Origin of the sequence: Actinacidiphila paucisporea (assembly GCF_900142575.1) — a bacterium.
In the GTDB taxonomy this organism is placed as follows: domain Bacteria; phylum Actinomycetota; class Actinomycetes; order Streptomycetales; family Streptomycetaceae; genus Actinacidiphila; species Actinacidiphila paucisporea.
The window spans coordinates 48,100-62,462 of sequence record NZ_FRBI01000012.1; the positions used below are offsets into that span (position 1 = coordinate 48,100).

Annotated in this window: 17 protein-coding genes; 5 read left to right on the forward strand and 12 right to left on the reverse strand. The window is 74.5% G+C overall.

The features are described from left to right. Nucleotides 1–24: 24 nt before the first annotated feature. The 6 genes from BUE44_RS19035 to BUE44_RS19060 form a co-directional block, all read right to left on the reverse strand. Nucleotides 25–717 carry an alpha/beta fold hydrolase gene (locus BUE44_RS19035; RefSeq protein ID WP_073500023.1) on the reverse strand — a complete coding sequence of 231 codons (693 nt, stop codon included), beginning with the start codon at nt 715–717 and terminating at the stop codon, nt 25–27. Between the two features lie 49 nt (nt 718–766). Beyond that, nucleotides 767–1,495 (reverse strand): SRPBCC family protein, encoded by a 729-nt coding sequence (locus BUE44_RS19040; RefSeq protein WP_073500025.1) that lies wholly within the window; start codon nt 1,493–1,495, stop codon nt 767–769. A 22-nt stretch (nt 1,496–1,517) separates the two neighbouring features. Continuing rightward, nucleotides 1,518–2,063 (reverse strand): dihydrofolate reductase family protein, encoded by a 546-nt coding sequence (locus BUE44_RS19045; protein ID WP_073500027.1) that lies wholly within the window; start codon nt 2,061–2,063, stop codon nt 1,518–1,520. Then, nucleotides 2,060–2,770, reverse strand: coding sequence for an ArsR/SmtB family transcription factor (locus tag BUE44_RS19050; protein WP_079189869.1), 711 nt, complete (start codon nt 2,768–2,770; stop codon nt 2,060–2,062). The genes BUE44_RS19045 and BUE44_RS19050 overlap by 4 nt, the downstream gene beginning before the upstream one ends. 94 nt (nt 2,771–2,864) lie before the next feature. Then, entirely contained in the window at nt 2,865–3,611 is a 747-nt protein-coding gene (locus tag BUE44_RS19055) for a Mut7-C RNAse domain-containing protein (RefSeq protein WP_073500029.1), read from the reverse strand. A gap of 85 nt (nt 3,612–3,696) precedes the next feature. Beyond that, a complete protein-coding gene (locus BUE44_RS19060; protein ID WP_073500032.1) occupies nt 3,697–4,518 on the reverse strand; it encodes an exodeoxyribonuclease III in 822 nt (273 codons plus the stop codon). Nucleotides 4,519–4,610: 92 nt separating this feature from the next. Here BUE44_RS19060 and BUE44_RS19065 point away from each other — a divergent pair, with 92 nt between their 5' ends. Next, nucleotides 4,611–5,099, forward strand: a complete 489-nt coding sequence (locus BUE44_RS19065) for a GNAT family N-acetyltransferase (protein WP_073500034.1) — start codon at nt 4,611–4,613, stop codon at nt 5,097–5,099. Between the two features lie 6 nt (nt 5,100–5,105). Here BUE44_RS19065 and BUE44_RS19070 read toward each other — a convergent pair whose 3' ends face one another. The 3 genes from BUE44_RS19070 to BUE44_RS19080 form a co-directional block, all read right to left on the reverse strand. Continuing rightward, nucleotides 5,106–5,339 carry a lipopolysaccharide assembly protein LapA domain-containing protein gene (locus BUE44_RS19070; RefSeq protein ID WP_073500037.1) on the reverse strand — a complete coding sequence of 78 codons (234 nt, stop codon included), beginning with the start codon at nt 5,337–5,339 and terminating at the stop codon, nt 5,106–5,108. A 112-nt stretch (nt 5,340–5,451) separates the two neighbouring features. Next, nucleotides 5,452–6,681, reverse strand: a complete 1,230-nt coding sequence (locus BUE44_RS19075) for a M14 family zinc carboxypeptidase (RefSeq protein ID WP_235002256.1) — start codon at nt 6,679–6,681, stop codon at nt 5,452–5,454. Nucleotides 6,682–6,824: 143 nt separating this feature from the next. Beyond that, nucleotides 6,825–8,225, reverse strand: coding sequence for a glycosyltransferase 87 family protein (locus tag BUE44_RS19080; protein ID WP_079189871.1), 1,401 nt, complete (start codon nt 8,223–8,225; stop codon nt 6,825–6,827). Between the two features lie 342 nt (nt 8,226–8,567). On the opposite strand from BUE44_RS19080, the gene BUE44_RS19085 reads away from it, so the two are divergent. Both BUE44_RS19085 and BUE44_RS19090 read left to right on the forward strand, forming a co-directional pair. Next, nucleotides 8,568–9,665, forward strand: coding sequence for a molybdopterin-dependent oxidoreductase (locus tag BUE44_RS19085; RefSeq protein WP_073500296.1), 1,098 nt, complete (start codon nt 8,568–8,570; stop codon nt 9,663–9,665). Continuing rightward, a complete protein-coding gene (locus tag BUE44_RS19090) occupies nt 9,662–10,081 on the forward strand; it encodes a hypothetical protein (RefSeq protein WP_235002258.1) in 420 nt (139 codons plus the stop codon). Before BUE44_RS19085 ends, BUE44_RS19090 begins: the two co-directional genes overlap by 4 nt. A gap of 124 nt (nt 10,082–10,205) precedes the next feature. Here BUE44_RS19090 and BUE44_RS38580 read toward each other — a convergent pair whose 3' ends face one another. From BUE44_RS38580 to BUE44_RS19105, 3 genes are read right to left on the reverse strand one after another with little or no spacing between them, the layout of a single operon-like run. Beyond that, nucleotides 10,206–10,922: a methyltransferase domain-containing protein gene (locus BUE44_RS38580; protein WP_073500043.1), complete on the reverse strand. Its 717-nt coding sequence runs from the start codon at nt 10,920–10,922 to the stop codon at nt 10,206–10,208. After that, nucleotides 10,919–11,608: a TIGR04282 family arsenosugar biosynthesis glycosyltransferase gene (locus BUE44_RS38585; protein WP_235002260.1), complete on the reverse strand. Its 690-nt coding sequence runs from the start codon at nt 11,606–11,608 to the stop codon at nt 10,919–10,921. The genes BUE44_RS38580 and BUE44_RS38585 overlap by 4 nt, the downstream gene beginning before the upstream one ends. Continuing rightward, nucleotides 11,605–12,306 (reverse strand): glycosyltransferase family 2 protein, encoded by a 702-nt coding sequence (locus BUE44_RS19105; protein WP_200804459.1) that lies wholly within the window; start codon nt 12,304–12,306, stop codon nt 11,605–11,607. The genes BUE44_RS38585 and BUE44_RS19105 overlap by 4 nt, the downstream gene beginning before the upstream one ends. 124 nt (nt 12,307–12,430) lie before the next feature. On the opposite strand from BUE44_RS19105, the gene BUE44_RS19110 reads away from it, so the two are divergent. Further along, entirely contained in the window at nt 12,431–13,201 is a 771-nt protein-coding gene (locus tag BUE44_RS19110; protein WP_073500048.1) for a response regulator transcription factor, read from the forward strand. Next, nucleotides 13,194–14,339 (forward strand): sensor histidine kinase, encoded by a 1,146-nt coding sequence (locus tag BUE44_RS19115; RefSeq protein ID WP_073500050.1) that lies wholly within the window; start codon nt 13,194–13,196, stop codon nt 14,337–14,339. The genes BUE44_RS19110 and BUE44_RS19115 overlap by 8 nt, the downstream gene beginning before the upstream one ends. Nucleotides 14,340–14,363 lie beyond the last annotated feature (24 nt).

Genomic DNA, 14,363 nt, shown 5'->3' on the forward strand with positions numbered 1-14,363 from the left:
CGGGCGACGCCCACCGCGTCGGATTCACGCCTCCTTGAGCAGTTCCGCGGCGACTTCGCGCGGACGGCTGAGCGCCAGCAGGTGGCCGCCGGGCAGCACCTCGACGTCGATGCCGAGCCTTTCGCGCACGACTTCCCGCTGGAATTCCAGCGGGAAGAAGCGGTCGTCGCGGCCCTGGAGGAAGCGGGTGGGCAGGTCCGGCCAGGCCTTCAGGGGCCAAGGCTGGGCGAAGAGGGCAGCGGGCGGCCCGGCCTGGGGGGCCGCCAGTGCCTCGTCGGTGACATCGGCCGGCACGTCGTGGAAGAAGTCCGTGCGCGGGTCGAACTCGGCGTCCGCGCCGCGGCCGATCGCCTCCGCGTACGCGGATCTGGCCGCTGCCTGCCCGGTGACGCCCCACCAGTCCCCCGCGGTCTCACCGGGACGCGGCACCATCGCGTTGACGAGCACGATCCGGTCGACGGGGACGCGGTCGCAGATCAGGGGCGCGGAGAAGCCGCCGAGCGACTGGGCGACCAGGACGACGGGGCCTTGCGGGTCGGGTGCCGTGGTGCGCACGGCGTCGACGATCGCGTCCGCGAACGCGTCGAGCCCCGCGGAGTCGTCGCTCGGCAGGTCGACGGTGACCACCGTGTGGCCGCGGTCGCGGAGCTCCGGTACTACCAGATGCCAATACCAGGCGGTGCCGTCGGCACCCGGTACGAGGATGTACGTCGCCATGACCCAGACCGTAGCGCGCTTGCGCGCGGGCGGGCGCGAGCCGGGCCCGTCATGTGTACACCCGGCCGAGCCAGCCGCTCCAGTCGGCCCCGATGCGGTCGCCGTCCGCACCAGCGGCGAAGTCGTGGACGGCCACGCCGACTGTGCCGCCCCAGTGGTTGCGGCCGAAGAAGCGGTACATCGCGTCGCCGGTGCGCAGACCGAAGAAATACTCGTCCCGGTAGTCGACCACGGCCGGAACACGGCCGGCGCCGGGCAGGTCGACGTCGACCGCCGCACCCCGGGTCGCGCCGGCCGGCAGGCCGAGCGCCAGCCAGGACCGCTCGAGGGCATCGGGGGTGCCGGACCCGGCCGGCCCGGTCACCGAGGCGTAGGCGGCGGCGCGGCCGTTGAAGTGCGCCAGGTACTGGCCGAGGGTGTGCAGGTAGAAGTCGGTGTGGCGGTTGGCGCCGTCGTACTGGTTGTCCCAGTCGTCGACGAAGATTCCGCTGTGCACATAGCGCACCCATGAACCGCCGCCGTCCCGGGGCTCGATGAGGTGGTCGAGCTGGTTGAGGGTCTGCCCGTGCACGCCGTCGGGCATCTCGGCGCGCGCGGTCAGCCGGGTCGGCGGGTCCCACGCGGTGATGGTGGCGCCGAAGGGCGCGGCGCCACCCGTCTTCGGTTCGTACTCCGAAGGCCACAGCCAGCCGGCGGCGCCGGTGGTGAGGGCGGCGAAGACCTCCTCAGGGGCCGACTCGACCTCGAACTCGCGGATGATCTCGAACGGCTTCGACATGACGGACCACTCTTCCTCGGGGTCAGGCGTGCTGGGGGGCGTAGACGACGTGGTGGACACCGGAGCCGAACATCTCGGAGCTGACGACCTTCAGCGCGGTGGTGGGCAGGCCGTCCTGGAACAGCCGCTTGCCGCGGCCGACCACGACCGGGTCGATCAGCAGCTCGACCTCGTCCACCAGGCCCTTGCCCAGCAGCCACTGGACGAGGGTGGCACTGCCCGCCACGGTGATGTCCGCGCCGTCCTGCTCCTTGAGCCGGGTGATGGCCTCGACCGGGTCGGCGCCGATGACCGTGGAGTTGTTCCACTCGGCCTTGTCGAGCGTGCGGGAGACGACGTACTTTGCGACGCCGTTCATGTGCGCGCCACCGGGCTCGTCGATCATCTCCGGCCATGCGGCGGCGAAGCCCTCGTAGGTGACGCGGCCGAGCAGCAGCGCGTCGGTGGCCGCCATCTGCGCGCTGACCGTACGGGCCATGTCGTCGTCGAAGTACGGCCCGTGCCACTCGTTGGGCGCCTCCATGACGCCGTCCGCGGTCAGGAACTCACTGACGATCAGCTTCCTCATGACGGCTGCTCCTCGTTCTCGTCGGCACTGGCGGCCGGTGCGGTCTGTGCGGTCTGCGCGGTCTGCGCGGTCTGCGCGGTCTGCTGGTCGGACAGTTCGGGGCGGGCCTCCGCCACCGCGGTCGTCCGCTTCACCGTGGGATGCAGCGCGACGACGATCCGGTGCGGCCGTCCGCCCTCCGCGTCCTCGTCGTGGTATTTGGCGATGAGTCCGCTGACGCCTCGGGTCAGCTCCTCGACGAAGGCGGCCCGTTGCGCGGCGGAGGCGAAGCGGACCTCGCCGTCCAGCGCGTAGGTGGCGATCCGCTTTCCTGCCCGGTCGGCGCCGGTGATCAGCGCGCCGGTGTCCCTGACCAGCCGGGCGGCGACCGCCAGCAGCCAGCGCGCGGACAGCTGGTCGCGGAAGCGGGCCGGGTCGGGTTGCACGGCGGCCAGCGCCAGCGGCGAGATGACGTACGAGGCCGCGGTGGCCTGCATGAGCCGCTCGGTGACATTGCCCTTCCTGCGCTCGCCGGCCAGCTCGACCAGGCCGTGCTTCTCCAGCGCCTTGAGGTGGTAGTTCACCTTCTGCCGGGGCAGGCCCACCCGCCCTGCCAGCATCGCCGCGGAGGCGGGCCCCGCGGCCAGCTCGGCGAGCAGCCGGGCCCGTATCGGGTCAAGGGAGACGGCGGCCGCCTCGGCGTCCTCGATCACGCTCACGTCCAACATGGCCCCACCCTCCCACCGAAAACTTTTCTTGTCCAGGGGACAAAACTTGTCGGCGAGTCGCTGAGTCGGTGGAACGGGAAGGGCCGTGAGCCGGTCAGTCGGCGATGTACCGGCGGCGCTCCCCGTAGTCGCGCATGACCTGGTCCACCATGGTGGCGAGACGGGTGTGGTGGGCGCCCCGCCAGTAGACGCGGCCGCAGTCGGCGCACTCGGCGAAGACGTCGTAGGTCTTGCTGGTGCCGTCCGCGAGCCTGTCCCTCACGGATTCCTTGTCGGCGTCCGCGAGCGGGCCGTTGCAGGCGACGCAGCGGGTCCACGGGGCCAGTGCGGGCGCGAACCGGCTCAGCACGTCCTGCAACTGCTCCTCCGGCTGGTCGCTGTAGACGTAGCCGCCCGCCCACAGCTCGCGGCGGCGCAGCAGGCCGCGGTCGCGGGACAGCAGCACCCGGCGCTCCTTCGCCGACCGGGCGGCGAGTGCCGCGTCGCCGATGTCCTCGCTCTCGTACGCGGCGTCGACGCCGAGCAGGCGCAGGCGGCGGGCGAGCGTGCCGAGGTGAACGTCGAGCAGGAAGCGCAGCGGCGCGCCGGGGACGGCCTGCGGCCGGGACACCGCGCGGACCTCCACGACCTCGCCGGAGGCGGGTACGTGCCCCGGCGGCACGTCGCGGCCGTCGACGGCCAGCCCGCCGACCTCGGTCAGCGGGATACCCAGCGATTCCACGACGTGGCCGAGGGAGGAGGAGCCGTCCGTGGTCAGCGTCGACGAGGCGGCGCGGCGGTCGGCGGGGACGAACAAGTGCAGTTCCGCCGGGATCTTGACGGTCACTTCTGGTCGGGTCACGGCGTCACAATGCCAGCAGCCCGGCACCTGCCGCTCTTCGTTCGTCCGCGCGTCCTGATGGCCGGCCGCGCGATCGCCGCGGGCCTCAGGTGGTGTAGGTCACCGTGACCGGCGCGTGGTCGGACCAGCGGGCGGCGTACGTGGGGGCGCGCTCGACCACGGCGGTGGCGGCCGCGGCGGCGAGCTTCGCCGTGGCCATGTGGTAGTCGATGCGCCAGCCCGTGTCGTTGTCGAACGCCTTGCCGCGGTAGGACCACCACGAGTAGGGACCGTCCACTCCCGGGTGCAGGCGGCGGACGACGTCGGTCCAGCCGGTCGCGGAGTCGAGGAGGTCGGTGAGCCAGGCACGCTCCTCGGGCAGGAAGCCGGAGGACTTCAGATTGCCGCGCCAGTTGCGCAGATCGGCTTCCTGGTGGGCGATGTTCCAGTCGCCGCACACAAGCGCGTGGCCGCCTGCGCCGCCCTCGACCCGCTCGCGCAGGGCGTCGAGGTGGGCGCGGAATTCGGCCATGAAGCGGTATTTCGCGGTCTGGCGCTCGGTTTCCGCCTCGCCGGTGGGCAGGTAGAGGCTGCCGACGGTGAGCCCGGCGGCCTTGCCGTCGCCCGGCAGGTCGACCTCGATGTAGCGGCCGGACGCGTCGTATTCGGTCGAGCCGAAGCCGACGCGCACCGCGGTGGGCGCTTGCCGGGAGTAGATGGAGACGCCGGCGCGGCCCTTGGTGGCGGCCGGGGCGTGGTAGGCGTGCCAGCCGTCGGGGTCGCGCAGCTCGTCGGGGAGCTGGTCCGGTTCTGCGCGGACTTCCTGCAGGCATACGACGTCGGCCGCGGTCGCCGCCAGCCAGGGCAGGAAGCCCTTCTTCGCAGCGGCCCGCAGCCCGTTCACGTTCACGGAGGTCACGGTCAGCACCGCAGGGACGATACCCGCAGTGGCGCCGTGGCAGGAACTCGTATCGCACACAAGTGCGAGGTTTAAGTGTGGTGACCACGTAGAATGACGGCGTGGAGATCAGGAAGACGCGGTACAACGAGCCGGCCGCGGTGCGGCTGAACGACCTGGTGCAGCGGGAGTACGTCGAGCGGTACGGCGACGGGGACGCCACCCCGATGGCCGCCGACCACTTCGACCCGCCGCACGGGCTGTATCTGGTGGCCTACGACGCCGACGGCGAACCGGTCGCCAGCGGCGGCTGGCGCGCCCAGGACGCCTCGCCGGAGGGGCACGACGACGGCGACGCGGAGGTCAAGCGGATGTTCGTAGTGCGTGAGGCCCGCGGGCGGGGGCTGGCCAGGGCGATCCTGGCGGAGCTGGAGGCGAGCGCGGCGGCGGCCGGGCGGACCAGGATGGTGCTGGAGACCGGGCTGCGGCAGCCCGAGGCGATATCCCTCTACGAGTCGTGCGGCTATCGGCCGGTGAAGAAGTTCGGCTACTACCGCGACCAGGACCTCAGCGTGTGCCTGGGCAAGTCGCTGGTGGACCCGCAGGACTGAGTCCTGCTAGCGCCGCCGGGAGCCGCGCAGGAAGCGCCCGCACAGCCAGCCGACGACGAAGGTGGCGAGCAGGGCGAGCCACAGCGGCATGGTCACCTCGGGGACCAGCAGCCGGATGCGGACGTCCTGGGTGTTCTCGAAGATGAAGACCAGCGCGAGCGCGCCGAGCACCAGGACGACGACCCTGCCCGGTGTCAGCCGGTCGCGCAGGCCGCGGCCGGTGGCTTTTTCGGAAGTCATGACGCCCTCCTGCTGTCGGCTGCCCGTCTCCGTGCGGCTCATGATCCCCGGGAAGGGCGCCGGGTGCCTGCGGATACTGCTCCGTACGGGTGAGGGCGGGTGTTAGGCGCGGTCAGGCGCGCAATTCCTCGTAGACGGCCATCACGCTGCGGGCCTGCTGCTCGACCTGGTCGGTGACCGGCACCCAGCGCGGGCGGTAGGCGCGCTCGTAGGCCTCGCACCACCTGTCGACCAGCCGGGCGATCAGGGGGACGTCGGCGACCTGGCGGAGCATCGCGGCGGCCCGCAGCGGGATGCGCTGGGCGTAGACCTCGATGCTGGTCACCAGGGCGGTGGTCATGTCGGGCAGCGGCGCGGCGCCCGGCACGCGGACGGCGGGGTCCCAGTCAGCGGTGAGTGCCGGGCCGAGCCCGACCAGTTCGCGCACGGTGCGCAGCAGGGCGCAGTCCGTGCCCTTGAGCTGCGGGCGTACCGCGTCCAGTAGCCGCGCCACGGTGGGCAGGTCGCGGCGCAGGGCGGCGCCCGCGGTGCGCAGGGCGCGGTCGGGGTCGGGGTGCGGTGTGGTGTCGGCGCTGCGGTCGCAGGCCCACATGGGGACCTCCACGACCGCCGTCACCCCGTCGTAGCGCCTGGCGTGCACCCAGGTGGAGTGGGCACCGTCGCCGGCCGCCGGGTCCCCGCGGGGCGGCATGACGTAGACGCCGGGACCGGGGCTCGGCCACTGGAAGGCGTCCGACGAGCCGCTTTCCAGCGGGATGTCCAGCTCGGCGGCCGACTTGCCGATCCGCTCCGGCACCCCTGGCACCTCGCTGGTGAGCTGGACGAAGCTGCCGCCGACGTCGATGGCGTGCAGCGAGCACTGGAGCACGGGCCGCAGCCTGTCGAGCACGCCGACCAGGGCCCGGGTCTCCGGCAGCGCCGGGCAGCGGCCGTCGCCGTCGTGCGGCAGCCACTCGGGCTGCTCGGCCGTGCAGGGCCGGAAGAAATGCTCGTAGTGGTCGCGCAGGGTGTACGGACCCGACAGCCACGGCTCGTTGAGCGCCGCGCCGTCCGGGTCGATGCACAGCAGGAAGTGCCAGCTGCTGCCGTCGCCCTCACCGCGGACGCGCTGCCTGGCGATGGTGCGGGCCAGCCGCAGCGCCGTCGCGCCGCCCACGGCTGCCTCGTTGGCGTGCGGGCCCGCGACCACCAGCACATTGCGGCTGCCTTCGCCCACCGTCAGCATCAGCAGCGGGCGGCCCGCCCGCGATCTGCCGACTCTCCCCAGCCGGCAGATCCCCGGGTAACAGAGCGTCAGAGCCCTGGCGTCCGCTGTTATTTCGTCGGTCGTCGGATAGAGCATCCCCGCCATCCTCGCCACCGCAATCCCCCAGGTGCCCGGGCGCGGAAGGCCGGGGCCGTATTACGACATCGAGTTCGATCCCGTTAGTACGACACGGCCGCCGCGGAGGTGTCAACGGTGCTACCGCGGCTGTTACGCGGGCCCTAGCGGGCGCGGCGCCGGAGCCAGGCACCGCAGATCACACCCGCCGCGGCCGCACCGTAAGCGGCCGCCTGGAGTGTGGTGCCGTGGGCGCCCATCTCGTTGCCGGTGTAGAGGGCGAGACCGGCCAGCGGCACCCCGAGCCATTCCCAACGCCCGTCCAGTGCGACCAGGGCGACCACCAGCAACGCGTACCAGTAATACGACGGCGAGGTCAGCAGCAGAGCGGTGCCGGTCGTCACCAGGGCGCCGCTCCACGGGCGGCGCGGGTCGCCGCGCCGCACCATGTACGCCGCCGTGGCAATGATGAGCGCGGCGGCGACCGGCCCGGCCGCTTTGTCGGGCAGCACCAGCAGCAACAGGGCGAAGCGGCGTACGCTGCCCGGCTCGTAGCCCTCCTCGTGCAGATAGCCCGGCAGGTAGCCCAGCACCCCACTGCCCGAGGCGAGGACATACGGCAGATAGGCGAGGGCGACCGCCACGACGGCGGTCCCGACGATCCGGACCGCCTCCCGGGGGGTGCGCCGGGACAGTGCGCCGGGCAGCGCGAGGCCCGGCAGCAACTTGACGGCGATGGCGGCGCCGAGCAGCGCGCCGCGGCCGCGCAGGCCGCCGGCGGCGCCGAAGGCCAGCACGGTCAGCAGCACGCCCAGGGTGTCCACGTGGGCGTCGTTCACCGCTGCGACGGGCACCACCGGGCACCAACCCCACAGCGCGGCGCGCCATGGTTCCGCGCCGCGCCTGCGCAGCGCGAGCAGCAGGGCGCCGGTGGTCGCCACCGCCAGCAGCGCGCCGCCCACCTGGAGCGGCTTGTGCCGGGCGCCGGGCGGTGACAGGGCGTGCACGGCCAGGAACCAGCCTTCGGCGACGGGCGGGTAGATGGTGTGCACGGCCGGCCGGTTGATGACCGTGCAGGCGTCTCCCGTGGTCAGGCGCTCCTTCCAGTGGACGCAGCCGCCGGGCGGCTCCGGCCTGAACAGCCAGGTCTCGCGGTGCGCGGCCAGTTGCGGGGCGTCGGGCGCATAGGCGTACGGGGAGATTCCCGCGGCCTGGACGCTGCCGTCCCATGCGTAGCGGTACATGTCGGTGCTGGTCCTCGGCGCCGCCGCGAGCCCGCACAGCGCGAGGGCGAGGCTGCCGGCCGCCACCAGGCGTACGGCGGTCCGCCGCGGTACATGGCGCAGGACGGCGACACCCGCGGCGAAGAGCAGCCAGCCGGCGGCGTACCAGTACGGCAGCCGCCCCGGGTCGCCGCTCGTCCCGCCCACGGCGACGGTCGCCGCGACGACCGCGACCAGCAGGCAGATCAGGGCGGTGGCGAGCGCCGTCGGCCATGGGGCGGGCGGGCGCGATTCCCCCGCGTTCGTGGCGGGGGGCGAGGTGGAGGTGGTGGAGGTCGGCACAGGTCACACGCTCGCACCGGCGCCGCCCGCACGGGCCGTGCGGCGGGCGGGCGTCCGCGTTCCGTAAGGAGTCACGGGCCCCGCACGGGCCCGCGCGGAGGTGGGATGGGCTCCATGCCAGCAGCCCCACGACCGCCGGAAGGGCCGGACTCCCGACGCCCGCGCCCGCCCGTTCCGAACGACCGCGTCCCCGCCGCGCGTGCGCGGGCGAACGTCCCTGCCGTGCCGCGCCCGGCCACGGCACGGCGCCTGCCGAGCGCCCGCGTGGTGCGCCCGCGCCTCACGGGGCTCGGTGACCGGGCGCGGGTCGGGCCGCTCCGCGAGGGGGGCTTCAGGGGGCGGCTGCACGACGCGCGGACCGCGGTGTCGCTGGGGCGGGTGCTGGGCGTGGCACTGGTGACGTGCTTTGCCACCGGGCTGGTCAGCCACTACCTCCAGCAGCCGCCCGGCTGGGCGGTGGACCTGCTGCCGAGCCGGCCGCTGTGGGGATACCGCGTCACCCAGGGGCTCCACGTGGCCAGCGGTATCGCCGCGATCCCGCTGGTGCTGGCCAAGTTGTGGACCGTCTACCCGCGGCTCTTCGCATGGCCGCCGCTGCGGTCGGTCGCGCACGCGCTGGAGCGGCTGTCGATCGCGGTGCTGGTGTCGGCGACCCTGCTGCAACTGGCCACCGGGCTGCTCAACACGGTGCAGTGGTATCCGTGGCCGTGGAATTTCCGGCCCGCGCACTGGGCGCTCGCGTGGGTGGTGGTGGGCGCGCTGGCCCTGCACGTCGCCGTCAAGGCCCCGGTGATCGCGGCGCACTGGCGGCGCTCTTCACCGGCGACTCGGCAATTGGCCACGGCGGACGGCCGGGACAGGCGGGCTTTCCTGGCTACCGTCGGGGCGGCGGTGGGCGCGGTGACGGTGACCACGGTCGGGCAGTCCTTCACCCCGCTGCGTGACCTGGACCTGCTGGCGCCCCGCCATCCGGACCACGGCCCCCAGCAGCTGCCGGTGAACCGTACGGCCGCCGCCGCGGGCATCACCGCGGAGCGGCTGGCCGGCTGGCGCCTGGCGGTGCGCGGCCCGCGGCCGTACGAGCTGACGCTGGCCCAGTTGCGCGCCCTGCCAGTGCATTCCGCCGTGCTGCCGATCGCCTGCGTCGAGGGCTGGAGCAGGACCGCGCACTGGTCGGGTGTGCGGATACGCGACCTGCTGGACGCGGCGGGCGCGCCGCACTCCGCCACCGTGCGTGTCGTGTCGTTGCAGCAGCACGGCGCATACGCGGTGACGGAGTTGGGCGCGAGCTACGCCCGCGATCCACTGACGCTGCTGGCGCTCGACCTGAACGGCGCGCCCCTGGCGCCCGACCACGGCTTCCCTGCCCGGATCATCGCGCCGAACCGCCCGGGCGTGCTCCAGACCAAATGGGTGGCCCGCCTGGAGGTGACGACATGACGACACATCGATTTATGGTCCTGCGCTGCGGTGTGGGCGCCGTCGGGCTGTCGGCGATGGGCTTCGGCGCGGTGCAACTGGTGACGGACCCGGGGGTGGCGGGCTGGACGGGGGTGCTGGAGTGGCTGGCCGCGGCCGTGGTGCTGCACGACGGCGTCCTGGTACCGCTGGTGCTCTGCCTGGGCGCGCTGCTCGGCGCCCGGCTGCGGCGCCGCCTGCGCTGGGCCTTCGTCGTGGCCGGGTCGCTGACCGCGGCGGCACTGCCGGTGCTGCTGGCCCCGGGGCCCGCGGCGAACCCCTCCGTCCGGCCGCTGGACTACCCGCGGAACTGGGCGGTCTGCGTCCTCGTGGTGGGGGCTGCGGCCGTGGCATGGGAGGCCTGGCGTTGGGCGGCGGCCCGCAGGCGCCGCCGCTGACGGGGCATCGCCCGCGGTGGTGGGAGCGGCCGCCGGCCCTTGCGGTGCGGGAGCCGCCACTGATCGCACCGCGGCACTGACGGCGGTGGCGGGCCGCCGGCGCGGCCCGGCGCGCTGGCCCCGCTCACCGCCCCCCTCGGGCGTACACCGCGGGCTGCTGCAGGAGCGACCCGCTGAGGCCGGCCGCCGCGAGCGCGAGGAATCGGCGCCCGTCGGCCGTCCACTCCTCCTCCACCGCCCAGCCGGTCGCGCCGGCCGCGGCCGCCAGTGCCGACGGGCCGAGCCTGGCCCAGGGGAAGTCGCCGCCGCGGCGGCCGTGCGCGTCCTCGACCCGTACGGTCACCCGCTCGTCGACCTCGTGCGGTGCCGCCTCGGCCAGGAGCCGGCCGCCGGGGGCGAGCAGGCGGCGTACCCGGCGCAGCAGCGCGTACGGGTCGCCGCCGATACCGACGTTGCCGTCGGCCAGCAGTGCGGTGCCCCATCTGCCCTCGGCCGGCAGCCGGTCGAAGACCGACCTGCACAGCACCGCTCCCCCGGAGCGCTGGGTGCGGGCGACGGCGGCGGGGCTCACGTCGAGGCCGAGCACCGGTGTGCCGGCCGCGGCCATCGCCGTGACCAGCCGGCCCGGCCCGCACCCGATGTCGAGGACCGGCCCGCGGCAGCGGCGCAGCAGCGTACGGTCCGCGGCGTCCGGCGGGGCGCACCAGCGTTCCACCTCAAGGGGCAGCAGCCAGCCGTCCGTCCGGCGCAGGAACAGCGGTCCGCTGCCGCGGGCGATCGCCCACGCGTACGGGTCGGCGGCCCAGCCGGTTTCCGCCGCGACGGCCGCGGGGGCCGTCACCGGCTCTCCGCGGTCAGGCCCGGGCCCGCGGGGGTGGGCACGGGCGTGCCCAGCGTGCGGAAGGTCCGGGCGAAACGGGTGTGCGGGGCGAGGGCGGCGACCTCGGCGGCGTCGGCGGGCGTGTCCACGTCCCGCAGCGCGGGCAGGTCGCGGACCCGCAGACCCGCGGAGGTCAGCCGGGCGCGCAGGACGGCGCCGGTGCGGGGCGTGGACATGGGCACGCCCCGCAGCAGGCCGGCACGGGCGGGATCGGCCAGGCCCAGCGCCCAGAAGCCGCCGTCGGCCGCCGGGCCGAACCACGCGTGGCAGCCGTCCCACCCGCCGGGGCCGAACGGCACGGCCAGCAGCTCGGGGACAAGTTGCGGGGTGTCCATCCCGACCAGCAGCGCGGGACCGGCGCAGCCTTCGAAGGCCGCCGCCAGGCGCCCGTCCAGACCGCCCGCGGCCTGCGGGACGACCTCGTAGCCTGCGGGAAGCCATGGCCCCGGCGCCCCGTCGAGCACCAGCACGCGGCGCCCTGCCGCGACCCCGAGCCCGGCCGCCAGGGTGTCACTCAGTGCCGCCTCCGCCAGCGCGGCGGCCTGCAGGGGCGAAAAGCACGGCGTCAGCCGGGTCTTCACCCGCCCGGGCAGCGGGGACTTGGCGATGACCAGCAACGTGGTGGCCCCACCCGTGGCCGCGCTCACCGCCCCGCCCGCGGGTGCCCCGCCGCCGGGCGCACGGCCAGGACAGCACTCATGTCGTGGACCGCCTGCCAGGTGCCGTGCCAGGTGCCGGTGACCTTCGAGCGGCCCTCGCGCGGCACGTACGGCACGTCGGTCTCCCTGACCCGCCAGCCCGCGTCGGCGGCGCGCACCACCATTTCGAGCGGGTAGCCCGAACGCCGGTCGGTCAGCCCCAGTGACAGCAGGGCCGTGCGCCGGGCGGCCCGCAGCGGGCCGAGGTCGCGCAGCGGCAGGCCGGTGCGGCGGCGGACGCGGCGGGCGAGTTCGAGGTTGGCGAGCCGCGCGTGCGGCGGCCAGGCACCTCGGGCGGTGGGCCTGCGGCGGCCGAGCACGAGGTCGGCCTCCCCCGCGAGCACCGGCGCGGCGAGCGCGGGCAGCAGCGCCGGGTCGAGGGAGCCGTCGCAGTCGCAGAAGCAGACGAGGTCGGCGGTCGCGGCCAGCAGTCCGGCATGGCAGGCGGCCCCGAAACCCCGCAGCGGCTCGCGGACGACGTGGGCCCCGAGGTCCGCGGCGATGCGGGCCGAGCCGTCGGTGGAGCCGTTGTCGACCACGACGGCCCGCCAGCCGGGCGGGATACGCGCCAGCACCCCGGGCAGGGCGGCGGCCTCGTCGAGGCAGGGCAGGACGACATCGGCGACAGCCGGCGGTGTCAGAGTCACGAAGCTCACCCTACGAAGCCGGAGGTGGCAGACAGGGGAAGCGGATCCTTACGAAACACGGACGCCGGCGGCCGCGGACCACCGGTCGATGGTCACTGTCAGTGGCGGGTGCCAGACTCTTTCCATGAGCACCGCACCCGTGTCCGTACCGCCGCCGCGCCGGCGGATCCTCGTCGTGGACGACGATCCGACCGTCGCGGAGGTTGTCGCGGGCTACCTCGACCGAGCCGGCTTCGCCGTGGACCGGGCCGCCGACGGCCCGACCGCGGTCGCCCGCGCCGCCGCCGCACGGCCTGACCTGGTCGTGCTCGACCTGATGCTGCCGGGCATGGACGGCCTCGAAGTCTGCCGCGTCATACGGGAGGACGGGCCGCTGCCGGTGGTCATGCTCACCGCGCGGGGCGACGAGGACGACCGCATCCTCGGTCTGGAGGTGGGGGCGGACGACTATGTGACCAAGCCGTTCTCCCCGCGCGAGCTGGTGCTGCGCGTCGAGTCGGTGCTGCGCCGCGCGGGCGCGGCGCCCCCGCCCGGGCCGTGGTTGCGGTCGGGCACGCTCGCCCTCGACCCGGCCGCGCGCAGGGCGCTGCGGGACGGGGAGGAGCTGCCGCTGACGATCCGCGAGTTCGACCTGCTGGCCTTCTTCCTGCGGCACCCGGGGCGGGTGCTGGGCCGCGAGGAGCTGATGCGGCGGGTGTGGGGCTGGGAGTTCGGCGACCTGTCGACGGTGACCGTGCACGTGCGGCGGCTGCGCGAGAAGATCGAGGACGATCCGGCCAGGCCGCGTCTCATCAGCACGGTGTGGGGCGTCGGTTACCGCTTCGACCCGGAGGCGTCCGGGGACGCCGACGGCCACGTGGGCGAGCCGGCGGGCGGCGGTGGCGGCGATGAGTGACGTGGTGGTCATCGCCGCGTACGCCGCGGCGGGCGCGGCGCTCGTCGGGCTGCTCGGTGCCGCCGCTCTGCGCCTGCTGCGCCACCGCTCGGTCGCGATGTCGCTCGCCGTGGTGGTCGTGGTCGCCGTGTGCGCGATGCTCGCCGGGACCCTGTCCGTGGCCTGGGCGATGTTCCTGTCGGAGCACGACCTCGGTGTCGTCACCACCGTGTGCGCGATAGCCGCGGCCGTCTCCCTCGCGGTGGCGCTGCTGCTCGGCCGCACGGTGGTCGCCGGCAGCCGGGCGCTCACCGCGGCCGCCCGTGCCTTCGGCGACGGCGACGCCTTCGCCGCGCCCGCCGGCGCGCCCACGGCCGAACTGGCCGAGCTGGGCCGCGAGCTGGCCGCCACCAGTGCCAAGCTGGAGGCCTCCCGGGAGCGGGAGCGCGCGTTGGAGGCGTCCCGGCGCGAGCTGGTCGCCTGGATCTCCCACGACCTGCGCACCCCGCTGGCCGGGCTGCGGGCCATGACCGAGGCGCTGGAGGACGGGATAGCGGAGGACCCCGCCCGCTACCACCGGCAGATCCGCACCGAGGTCGACCGGCTCAGCGGGATGGTCGGCGACCTGTTCGAGCTGTCCCGCATCCAGGCCGGGGTGCTGGCGCTCAGCCCCTCCCGGATGTCGGTCTACGACCTGGTCGGCGACGCGATAGCCGGGGCGGATCCGCTCGCCGCCGAGCACGGCGTGCGGTTGGTCGGGGAGCGGGTCGAGCGGATTCCCATCGAGGTCGACGGCCGGGAGATGACGCGGGTGCTGGCGAATCTGCTGACCAACGCCATTCACCGGACACCGGCGGACGGCACGGTCGCGGTGTCCGCGCTGCGGGATGCCACGTCCGGGGCGGTCGTGGTGTCGGTGACGGACGGGTGCGGGGGGATTCCGGCCGCGGATCTCGCCCGGGTCTTCGACACGGGGTGGCGGGGCAGCGGGGCGCGCACCCCGACGATGACGCCTTCGGCGGGGGCGGGGCTGGGGCTGGCGATCGTGCGCGGGATCGTGGAGGCGCACCACGGGCGGGCAGCGGTGCGCAATGTGCCGGGCGGATGCCGCTTCGAGGTCGTGCTGCCCGCGGCCGCTCCCTCGCCGGGGAGGCTTTAGGGCGTGTCCGCAGACCCGGGCATG

Bases quoted from the DNA above. Each gene is read 5' to 3' on its own strand.
- BUE44_RS19075 (WP_235002256.1), bottom strand. From the start codon at position 6,681: ATGCTCTATCCGACGACCGACGAAATAACAGCGGACGCCAGGGCTCTG.
- BUE44_RS19040 (WP_073500025.1), bottom strand. From the start codon at position 1,495: ATGTCGAAGCCGTTCGAGATCATCCGCGAGTTCGAGGTCGAGTCGGCC.
- BUE44_RS19090 (WP_235002258.1), top strand. From the start codon at position 9,662: ATGACGACACATCGATTTATGGTCCTGCGCTGCGGTGTGGGCGCCGTC.
- BUE44_RS19110 (WP_073500048.1), top strand. From the start codon at position 12,431: ATGAGCACCGCACCCGTGTCCGTACCGCCGCCGCGCCGGCGGATCCTC.
- BUE44_RS19035 (WP_073500023.1), bottom strand. From the start codon at position 717: ATGGCGACGTACATCCTCGTACCGGGTGCCGACGGCACCGCCTGGTAT.
- BUE44_RS19070 (WP_073500037.1), bottom strand. From the start codon at position 5,339: ATGACTTCCGAAAAAGCCACCGGCCGCGGCCTGCGCGACCGGCTGACA.
- BUE44_RS19115 (WP_073500050.1), top strand. From the start codon at position 13,194: ATGAGTGACGTGGTGGTCATCGCCGCGTACGCCGCGGCGGGCGCGGCG.
- BUE44_RS19050 (WP_079189869.1), bottom strand. From the start codon at position 2,770: ATGTTGGACGTGAGCGTGATCGAGGACGCCGAGGCGGCCGCCGTCTCC.
- BUE44_RS19045 (WP_073500027.1), bottom strand. From the start codon at position 2,063: ATGAGGAAGCTGATCGTCAGTGAGTTCCTGACCGCGGACGGCGTCATG.